Origin of the sequence: Pollutimonas bauzanensis (assembly GCF_040393045.1) — a bacterium.
In the GTDB taxonomy this organism is placed as follows: Bacteria; Pseudomonadota; Gammaproteobacteria; order Burkholderiales; family Burkholderiaceae_B; genus Pollutimonas; species Pollutimonas bauzanensis_A.
Genome location: NZ_JBEBUX010000140.1, coordinates 1 through 10337 on the forward strand (window position 1 = coordinate 1; position 10337 = coordinate 10337).

At 56.8% G+C, this 10337-nt stretch carries 6 protein-coding genes; 4 read left to right on the plus strand and 2 right to left on the minus strand.

The features are described from left to right. Positions 1 to 150 precede the first annotated feature (150 nt). Together ABWO67_RS16835 and ABWO67_RS16840 are read right to left on the minus strand one after the other, a co-directional pair. Positions 151 to 1083: a glycosyltransferase family 2 protein gene (locus tag ABWO67_RS16835; RefSeq protein ID WP_353153670.1), complete on the minus strand. Its 933-nt coding sequence runs from the start codon at positions 1081 to 1083 to the stop codon at positions 151 to 153. A gap of 162 nt (positions 1084 to 1245) precedes the next feature. Beyond that, positions 1246 to 1374: a hypothetical protein gene (locus ABWO67_RS16840; RefSeq protein WP_264129781.1), complete on the minus strand. Its 129-nt coding sequence runs from the start codon at positions 1372 to 1374 to the stop codon at positions 1246 to 1248. Positions 1375 to 1518: 144 nt separating this feature from the next. On the opposite strand from ABWO67_RS16840, the gene uvrA reads away from it, so the two are divergent. The 4 genes from uvrA to ABWO67_RS16860 form a co-directional block, all read left to right on the plus strand. Continuing rightward, on the plus strand, positions 1519 to 7248 hold the full coding sequence (gene uvrA / locus ABWO67_RS16845) for an excinuclease ABC subunit UvrA (protein WP_353153659.1): 5730 nt from the start codon (positions 1519 to 1521) through the stop codon (positions 7246 to 7248). Further along, positions 7248 to 8390 (plus strand): aminodeoxychorismate synthase component I, encoded by a 1143-nt coding sequence (locus ABWO67_RS16850; protein ID WP_353153661.1) that lies wholly within the window; start codon positions 7248 to 7250, stop codon positions 8388 to 8390. Before uvrA ends, ABWO67_RS16850 begins: the two co-directional genes overlap by 1 nt. Positions 8391 to 8395: 5 nt before the next feature. Next, the gene (locus ABWO67_RS16855) at positions 8396 to 9457 is read left to right on the plus strand and encodes a metal-dependent hydrolase (protein WP_353153664.1); all 1062 of its coding nucleotides are present in this window, start codon (positions 8396 to 8398) and stop codon (positions 9455 to 9457) included. Between the two features lie 158 nt (positions 9458 to 9615). Further along, the coding region (locus tag ABWO67_RS16860) for a transporter substrate-binding domain-containing protein (RefSeq protein ID WP_502930039.1) at positions 9616 to 10337 on the plus strand (722 nt) is incomplete at its 3' end.

The window sequence follows — 10337 nt, forward strand, 5'->3', positions numbered from 1 at the left end:
GCCCGGGAAGTCCCGCAGGGACCGCAGCGATGATTCGCCGTGCCCACCCCGCTTACTGCGCCGTCACAAGAACGAACAAAACAGGTATGAGAAACAATAATGAATAATGCCGGCCGAACAAAGCCGTCATAAAATCGACAGCCTCGACCATTACAAAGCCCGCGCACGATCGCGCATATACAGCAAAGCACCAACAGGCCACATCAAGCCCACCAACGCACGCGACCCGATACCACGGAGTCCGCGCCCAAGAGGCATAGGCTCATTAACATGCCGCAAATGTAACGAAAATCGCGTATAACGCGCAGCAGCCATCAAGAAAGTCTGTGGCTGATAACGAAACCAAGGCAAGCACTCGACAATCGTATCCTGCGCAAGCAGCCATAAACCTAACGCATGCTGCTGCCCGCTATCCCTGCCCTGCTTCGTCAGCGAATCCGCAGTATCGTGATAAACCCTGAAAACCTGATTCACAAACCGCGTCAAATACCCTGCTCGGGCAATAGCGCGCCAAACCAGGCTTTCCGGTACGAAACCGGCGATTTCCTCGGGGAAAGGAAACTGCAAAAGTACGTCAGTGCGCAAACAGCCGAATTTTTCGCCCTTGATGTGATACTTGAATGTCATGTCCAAGGCAGTCGCGTCAAAAACGTCGCGCGGAAACATGTCGCCCACAATATTGCCGTTAGGACGCGCACATAAGCCAGTAATTGCAACGAAGCGGGACCGTTCCGCTTCCGGAATTCCAGCCCAGGCTCCGGCCATCGCATACAAGGCATTGGTATCCAGACTGTCGTCGCTGTCGAGCACCACGACCAGCTCACCGTTGGCTTTCTTTACACCCCGATTAAATGCGGTTTTCTTATGTTGATTTTTTTGCCAGACATAATGAATCGGGAAGCTGGCTTCCTGTTGCCAGTGCACTACCAGGGCACGAGTGCCATCGGTCGAGCCATCGTCGACGATCACCCACTCGAAATCCTGAAACGATTGCTCGCGCAACGAAAGATAGACTCGTTCCAGCGTATGCGCCCGATTATAGGTGGGCGTGATGACCGTAAATAGGTGGCGCCAAGTATGCATGGTCATTTTCTATATATGCTGCCGATGCAAGCGATGATAGGCCAAAAAAAACCGCAGAGGCTGAATCTGCGGTTTTCTTGCCTAACTTACATCCGGACATATTCCATGCAACAAATACGGCCTTAAAAAGGCCGCAACACGTCTTATGCCAGCATAAGCCGATTAGGCGCGCTTAACTTTTTCAAGCATCTTGAAAACGCCCTTGGGTGCGCGCACGAAAAGGCGCTTGAATGCTTTGCCCAAGCAACGGCGTTCCAGGGTGTTGCGACGCGTACGTTTGATTTCTGCCATGGTGATCTCCGATCTTTACATGCATAGGCCCGCAAAGACGCGACCCTAGAAAATTAGTTAACTCGCCATTCTACCTTAAAAGAAGCCCAATGCACAAAAGGGGGTAAAGGCAACGGCTATAAAAAGAACGATTATCATAATGCCATGAGCTCACATATTCGCATCTTCGGCGCGCGCCAGAACAACCTCAAAAACCTTGACGTTTCCATCAATACTGGCGAACTGCTGGTATTGACAGGCGTATCCGGGTCGGGCAAAAGCTCCCTGGCTTTTGACACCCTATATGCCGAAGGGCAGCGGCGCTATGTAGAAACCTTCTCGCCCTATGCCCGGCAGTTTCTGGACCGCATGGACAAGCCGCAGGTGGACCGTATTGAAGGCATCTTGCCGGCCATCGCCATCGACCAGGTCAACCCGGTGCGCAACTCGCGCAGCACCGTGGGAACAATGACCGAGCTTAACGATCACCTGAAGCTGCTGTACGCCCGCCTGGGGCGCTTGTACTGCCAGTGCTGCGGGACGCAAGTGCAGCGCGACAACCCCGAATCCATTCAACAGCAGTTGGCCGTACGCACCCAGGCGGATGACCCACGGCTGGTGATCACTTTTCCTATCGTGATTCCGGCCAACTTTACTGAAGAAGAGGTGCGCGGTTTTCTTGATCAGCAAGGCTACACACGCATTCATCACGAAGAAACCCGCCTGCAAACGCCGCTCGCCCCAAAAACCAAAGCCAAAGGCAAAAGCAAACGCGCCGGCAAGCCCGAAAAGCTGCGTGTACTGTATGTCATTCAAGACCGTTTTCGCTTTAGTACTGCTGAACCGCAACGGGTCATGGAAGCGCTCGACGCGGCATTAAAACAAGGCGATGGGCACATCACGATCTATGCCGTTGGCGAGTCCGCTGAACAGGAAACTGCGTGGCGATTCAGCAATCGCCTGCATTGTGCGCATTGCGATATTGAATACAGCACCCCGCTGCCCAGCACGTTCTCTTTTAACTCGCCCTTGGGCGCCTGCGAATCCTGCCGCGGCTTTGGCCGGGTCATGGGCATCGATTACGGGCTAGTCGTGCCTGATGAGAAAAAGACGCTGCGTGGCGGCGCTGTCAAGCCATGGCAAACCGCCAGCTATAAAGAATGCCAGGCCGAAATGGAGCAATACGCACCAGCGGCCGGCGTACGCCTGGACACCCCCTGGGAAGCGCTCACCGAATCGGAAAAGCGCTGGGTCATCGACGGCACGCCAGACTGGAAAGGCGGCCAGAACGCCTGGAAAACTCAGTGGTACGGCGCACAGCGCTTTTTCGATTGGCTGGAATCACGCGCTTATAAAATGCATGTGCGTGTGCTGCTGTCCAAGTATCGTAGCTACACCCCCTGCCCTACCTGCGGCGGCGCACGGCTTAAGCCAGACGCCACGCTATGGCGCCTGGGCAATGACACTGCGGCTGACAGCGACGGCGCCTATGCCCGCTTCATGCCCGTGCATGCCGACTGGACCCGCGAACAATTGAATAGCTTGCCGGGCTTGGGCATACATGACTTGATGCGCTTGCCTATCGACCGGGTGCGCCAACATTTCTTCGACATCAGTTTTGGCGCCAGCATCGACGCAGCCATCGAATTGCTGCTTAATGAAGTGCGCACTCGCCTGAAATTCTTGTGCGATGTGGGCCTGGGATATTTATCGCTGGATCGCCAAAGCCGAACTCTGTCGGGCGGCGAGGTACAGCGCATCAATCTGACCACCGCATTAGGCACCTCGCTGGTGAACACCCTCTTTGTGCTCGATGAACCCTCTATCGGACTGCATCCACGCGATATGCACAGGGTCGTGGAAGTCATGCACCGGTTGCGCGCCAATGGCAATACCCTGGTGGTTGTCGAGCACGATCCGCAAGTCATGATCGCCGCCGACCGCATCATGGATATCGGCCCCGGGCCTGGCGAGCGCGGCGGACAAATTGTGTTCGACGGTACGCCGCAAGGCTTGCGCAATGCCGACACGCTTACGGGCAATTACCTTGGCGGACGCCTGCGCGTCGAAGCGCCCCGGCCTATGCCGGTAGCCCCCAATACGCCCCGCCTGGTGCTCGAAGGCGTCAATGCCAACAATCTCAAGAACGTCTCGGTGTCTATCCCCCTGGGCCGCCTGGTATGTGTCACAGGCGTATCCGGGTCGGGCAAGTCAACACTGATTCAGGATGTGTTGTATCCCGCCATTCTCAAGCAAAAGGGCAAGCCGACAGAAGCGCCCGGCGAACATACCCACCTTCTAGGTGTTGAACAGCTGGCCGATGTCGTCATGGTGGATCAAACCCCCGTCGGCAAAACGGCACGCTCCAACCCAGCCAGCTATGTGGGCGCCTTCGACGCTATCCGCAAGCTCTTTGCGCAGGCTACCTTATCCAAGGAACGCGGCTATACCGCAGGCACCTTCAGTTTCAATAGCGGCGATGGCCGTTGCCCCACATGCGGCGGCACGGGCTTCGAGCATGTCGAAATGCAGTTCTTGTCAGACGTCTACCTGCGCTGCCCCGATTGCGATGGCAAGCGCTTTCGTCCTGAAATCCTGGAAGTCAAAGTAGAACATCTGGGCCGTAGCGCATCTATTGACCAGGTACTGGGGATGACGGTCAGCGAAGCATTGGCGTTTTTCAGCGGGCTGCGCGACGTGCAATGGGGCTTGGCGCCACTGGCCGATGTCGGCCTGGAATACGTGCGCCTGGGGCAACCCGTACCCACGCTTTCGGGCGGCGAGGCCCAACGTCTGAAGCTGGCCGGCCATCTGGCGGCGGCAACACGCAGCGGCATCTCATCAGCCAAAGTCGCAAAAAAGGGCAGCCTGTTCCTGTTTGACGAACCCACAACCGGCCTGCACTTCGACGACGTAGCCAGGCTAATGCGCGCCTTCCGCAAACTGCTGGCAGCGGGCCATTCACTGCTGATTATTGAGCATAACCTCGATGTCATCAGGGCAGCCGACTGGGTGATCGACTTGGGCCCCGAGGGCGGCGACGCTGGCGGTATGGTGGTCGGTATCGGCACCCCCGAAGACCTTATGAAAAACACCGATTCGCATACTGGCCAGGCGCTCGTCGACTACACCAGCGCCATCGTGTACGAAGACAAATCACAGCAGGCGCGCCTGGCGGCTGAGCCGGTGGTCGAATATGCCGACGAAAACGGGACGCCATTGCAAACTCTGGTGAAAAACCAGCGGGGCCAAGCGCTGAGCATCGATATTCTCAACGCCCGCGAACATAATCTGAAAGGCATCAACGTCAGCATTCCTCGCGACACCTTCACGGTGATCACCGGTGTTTCCGGATCTGGAAAATCGACCTTGGCCTTTGACATCTTGTTCAACGAAGGCCAACGCCGCTATCTGGAATCGCTGAATGCCTATGCGCGCGCCATCGTCCAGCCAGCCGGTAAACCCGATGTAGACGCCATCTACGGCATTCCGCCTACTGTCGCCATTGAGCAGCGCACCAGCCGCGGCGGACGCAAATCCACCGTCGCCACCATGACGGAGATCCATCATTTCCTTCGCTTGCTGTACGTAAAACTGGGCACGCAAATGTGCCCCACCTGCGACGTTCCCGTAGAGCCGCAAAAGGCCGAGCAGATCGTGGCCCAATTGCTGCGCGATTACAAAGGCCGACATATCGGCGTGCTATCGCCGCTGGTGGTTGCGCGCAAAGGCTATTACACCGACTTGGCCAAATGGGCCGCAGGTAAAGGCTATACGCATTTGCGCGTTGATGGCGAATTCATCCCGGTGGCGCCATGGCCGCGTCTGGACCGCTACAAAGAACATAATATCGACCTGCCCATCGCCGACCTGATCGTTGATCCCAATCACGAACCTGCCCTGCGCGAAGCCGTACGCAGCGCACTTGAACATGGTCAGGGCAGCTTGAGCGTGTTGGTCGGTTTGACCGACGGCGCCGACGCAAGCATAGATGAACGACGCCTGGGCGAGCCAAGTCAGTCTTCGGAACACCGCCATTTCTCGGTCAAGCGTGCCTGCCCCAGTTGCGGCACCAGCTTTCCCGAGCCCGACCCACGCATGTTTTCCTATAACTCCAAGCATGGCTGGTGCACAAGCTGCTTTGGCACTGGCGTGCAACTGGCCGGGTTTGATGCCGAGCAGACTGGCGAAGAAACCGCGTGGAACTCATGGTACGAAGGCAGCACCGAAACCTGCAGCAGTTGCCATGGCGCGCGGCTCAACCCTGTTTCGCGCGCATTTCGCTGGCGCGACCGGTCGATTGCCGAATTGGCCGCCCTGCCTGTGTCCGATGCGCAAACTTTCTTTTCCGGCCTGATCAGCAAAGGCCGCGAAGTGGAAATCGCCCGCGATATTCTTACCGAAATCAAAGGCCGGCTTAACTTCATGCATGAAGTCGGACTAAGTTATCTGGCGCTAGACCGCGCCGCGCCCACCTTGTCAGGCGGCGAAGCGCAACGCATCAGGCTTGCCGCCCAACTCGGGTCGAACCTGCAAGGCGTGTGCTACGTGCTGGACGAGCCTACGATAGGCCTGCATCCGCGCGACAACCAGATCCTGCTCAATGCACTGGCCGCGCTGGAAGGCAATGGCAATACGCTGGTAGTGGTCGAACATGACGAAGACACCATACGGCGCGCTTCTCATATTATCGATATCGGCCCTGGCGCCGGCGTGCGCGGCGGCATGGTGGTGGCCCAAGGCACAGCGCAAGACATCATCGACAGCCCCACCTCTGTCACAGGGCGCTACCTGAAGAAACCTCTGTCACATCCCTTGCAGGCGCGCAGGCCGGTTACCGCTGACACACCCATGATCCAAATCAGCAAAGCCCATCTGCATAATCTGCACAATGTCACGGCCAGCCTGCCGATAGGTCGCCTTACCGTGGTCACTGGCGTGTCGGGTTCTGGCAAATCCACGTTAGCGCGCGACGTATTGCTGGACAACCTGGCGCAAGCGGTATCGCAACGTCAGGCTCCTGCCTGGCATGGCTGTGTGGAGATCACCGGCTGGGAACACATAGACCGGGTACTGGAAGTCGACCAGACCCCTATAGGCAAGACACCACGTTCCTGCCCCGCTACCTATATCGGTTTCTGGGATGACGTCCGCAAGCTGTTTGCCGAAACGCGCGATGCCCGCATACGAGGCTGGACGGCAGCCCGTTTCTCGTTCAACACCGGTGAAGGGCGATGCCCAGTCTGCGAAGGCCAAGGCTTGCGCACCATAGAAATGAGCTTCTTGCCCGACGTAAAAGTGCTATGCGATGCCTGCACCGGCGAACGCTTCAACCGCGACACGTTGAACGTGACATGGCGCGACAAAAACGCAGGCGAAGTACTGAAAATGGAAGTAGACGAAGCCATTTCCTACTTTGCCGCTCATTCAAAAATATCGCGGCCGCTGCAATTGATGCAGGATGTCGGCCTGGGTTATTTAACACTGGGTCAGCCCTCGCCTACTCTGTCTGGCGGCGAAGCACAGCGCATCAAGCTGGTAACGGAGCTGACCAAGGCCAGGCTGACTGACGGGGTCATCAAAACGGGCCGTGCATCGCGCATCCCGCATACCTTATATGTGCTGGACGAGCCTACCGTGGGCCTGTCCATGGCCGATGTCGAAAAGCTGATCCATGTATTGCACAGATTGGTCGAGGCCGGCAACACCGTTGTCGTTATCGAACACAACCTGGACATCATCGCCGAAGCCGACTGGATAATGGACTTGGGTCCGGAAGGCGGCAATGGCGGCGGACGCCTGGTTGCACAAGGTACACCCGAACATATCGTGGGCCTTAAAAAGCAATCCCATACCGGCGCGGTGCTCGGCCCCTTCCTGGAAGCCGCAAAGTAATGCTCTGCCGCTTCGAGAACCGCCTGTCGGGGCAGGCGCTGGAACTGCTCGACTTCAGCCACCGCATCAGCGTATCGAGCCCGGCCGGCTTGCCGGCCGCTTTCAAGCATATTGAGACAGCCCAGCAACAAGGCTGCTGGGTGGCGCTGCTGCTGGACTACGAGCTGGGCGAATGGCTGGAACCCGGCGTGGCGTGGACGGCATCTACCCCAGCCTCCAATGCACCAAGCGTAGCCGGCAGCGAACACCCACGTCTTACCGCGCTGGTGTTCAAACAAATGAAAAACGTAGCAGTATGGGAGCCACCCGCCGCGGAAAACGCTGCCAGCTTGCATGCCCACCCGCAAATCGAGAAAAGCCGATACCAGGAAAACATAGAGAACATTAAAGCTAGCATAGGGCGAGGCGATCTTTACCAGACCAACTATACGTTTCCTATCAAGATTGAAACATCCGCCCTGCCCCTGGATCTGTACAAGACAATCGCTGCGCAGCACCCAGCCGCGCATGCCGCCTACATCGAAGATGGCGACCATCATATCCTGTCGTTCTCGCCCGAACTTTTTTTCTCCCGCCAAGGCTCGACGCTGACGGTGAGGCCCATGAAGGGCACGGCACCGCGCCATACCGATCCGGTGCAGGACAATCAGTCGGCGCAAGGGCTTCTACGCAGCGAAAAAAACCGCGCTGAAAATCTGATGATTGTCGACCTTCTACGCAACGACCTGGGACGCGTGGCGACGCCGGGGTCGGTCAAAGTCGAAGCGCTTTTTTCACTTGAGCGCTACCCTTCCGTATGGACCTTGACGTCGACAATCACCGCGCAAGCTCCCGACAAAAACCTGGAAACCTTGCTACGAGCGCTCTTCCCTTGCGGCTCGATTACCGGCGCGCCGAAGATCGCCGCCATGAAGAAAATTCGCGAACTTGAAAATACGCCTCGTGGCATTTATTGCGGCAGCGTCGGCTGGCTGGCGCCAAACGGCGATTGCTCGCTGAACGTAGCGATACGAACCATCACTATGCAGCCCGGAGGTTCAGGCATTTTCGGTGTCGGTGGCGGCATTGTGTACGACTCGGAGCCCGAATCGGAGTGGGAAGAATGCTTATGGAAAGCGCGGATTCTGGGAAGGATTGACTAAAAGCTATGGACTCTCTTACACAGGCCGTGCTGGGCGCCGGCATACAGGGCGCCATGCTGGGCCGTTATGGCGGGCGCAAGGCTCTGGCGGCAGGCGCATTGCTGGCGACGTTGCCCGACCTCGACGTACTTATCGACTACGGCGACCCGGTATCGGGCATGATCAACCACCGCGGATTCTCGCATTCGATATTCGTTCTGACCGCGCTGGCACTGGCCCTGACTGTGCTGTTCCGAGTCTGGCGGCGATCACCACATTATGGCGCGGGCCGGCTTTTCCTTACGTTATGGCTGGTACTGATCACCCATCCTCTGCTGGATGCCTTCACGAGTTACGGCACGCAATTATTGTGGCCGTTGACGCCCACGCCCACCAGTTGGTCCAGCATTTTCATTATCGATCCCTTCTTTACCGTACCGCTATTCCTAACTGTTGCGGCGGCATTCATTGTGGGCCCATCTACAAAAGCGCGCATCGCGCTATGCTGGGCTTTGGGTTGGTGCGCCACCTACCTGGCGTTGTCAGTAGGTGCCAAATCGCTTATCGAAACCCAGGTAAGGCAAGACTTGGCCGCCAATGGCGTTGTGGTAACCGCTATGTTCTCCACCCCCGAACCATTCAACATCCTGTTGTGGCGCGTGGTCGCAAAAATCGACGACGACAGCTATGTTGAAACGGTACGCAGCGTGCTGGACACCGGCCCCAGCGAAAGCATACGTCGCCCATTGAACAACCATCTGGCCAGCGCACTTCCCGGTTCCACCCAGCTTGCCGGACTGCAATGGTTTACCGACAATTGGTTGCGCTATGACGAAATCGAAAATCAACTGATCGTCACTGACCTGCGCATGGGGCTGGGTGGCGGCTTCTATTCTTTTCGATTCCATATCGCGCGGCGTACCGGTCCAGGCAGCGACTGGGTTGCAATTACCCCTGCCTATTGGCCGAGTCAACGCGGAACCGCCGAACTTCCCGCCGTCCTCAAACGGATATGGCAATCCACGCCCCCTTTGCCGTTGGCATCATGGGAACAAAACATGACGAAAATACCGCCAGCGAAACCATAGCAGCCAGATCCATCTGCCTGCAGATTTCAGCACCACAATGGCCTATAACCAGCCTACAATCGGAATTCGTCAGCGTCATTAAGCGCTGATTGAATCCCGATTATTTTTCCGTCGCGATGCCTTGACGCTACCCGACAACCATAAAAAAAGGTACATCTATGAAGCGCATATTCCGTTTTTGTATAGGTCTAGCCGCCGCGGTGACTCTTGCCGCAACGGCCCAGGCAGGCCCCCGTTTAGACCGAATCATGGAAAGTAAGACCATCCGTGTGGGTACACCGGGCGACTATCGTCCGTTTGCAATTAAAACGGCCCAGGGCGGCTATGAAGGCCATGATATTGACGTTATCGAAGCCATGGCCAAACAGCTTGGCGTGAAGGTAGAGTACGTTCAAACCTCCTGGCCCAATTTGTTGACGGATTTGGCATCGGACAAATTCGATGTCGCTGTCGGCGGCATTACTCGCACGGCAGCACGCATTTCGAAAGTAGAAATGCTGCCTGGTTATGCGCCATTTGGCAAAGTCGCCTTGGTGCGTAAAAGCGAAGCGTCCAAGTACAAATCGGTAGACGATCTGAATCAAGCCTCGGTGCACGTCATCAAAAACCCAGGCGGCACGAATGAAACATTTGTACTTGAAAACCTGAAGCAAGCCAAAGTCAGCACGCATGACAAAAACGCCGAAATTCCGGGACTGATTGCCGAAGGCAAAGGTGATCTTATGATTACCGAAACGTACGAAGCCCTGCATTACAGCAAAGCAGACCCTCGGCTTGCCGCTCTGTTCATCGACAAGCCACTAACGCCTAAAAGCTACCTGGGCTTCATGCTGCCCATCGACGATGCCGACTATGTGCGTGTCATGAAATTTACCTGGGA

Coding starts and splice junctions, on each gene's coding strand:
- uvrA (WP_353153659.1), top strand. CDS start 1,519: ATGAGCTCACATATTCGCATCTTCGGCGCGCGCCAGAACAACCTCAAA.
- ABWO67_RS16835 (WP_353153670.1), bottom strand. CDS start 1,083: ATGCATACTTGGCGCCACCTATTTACGGTCATCACGCCCACCTATAAT.
- ABWO67_RS16840 (WP_264129781.1), bottom strand. CDS start 1,374: ATGGCAGAAATCAAACGTACGCGTCGCAACACCCTGGAACGCCGTTGC.
- ABWO67_RS16850 (WP_353153661.1), top strand. CDS start 7,248: ATGCTCTGCCGCTTCGAGAACCGCCTGTCGGGGCAGGCGCTGGAACTG.
- ABWO67_RS16855 (WP_353153664.1), top strand. CDS start 8,396: ATGGACTCTCTTACACAGGCCGTGCTGGGCGCCGGCATACAGGGCGCC.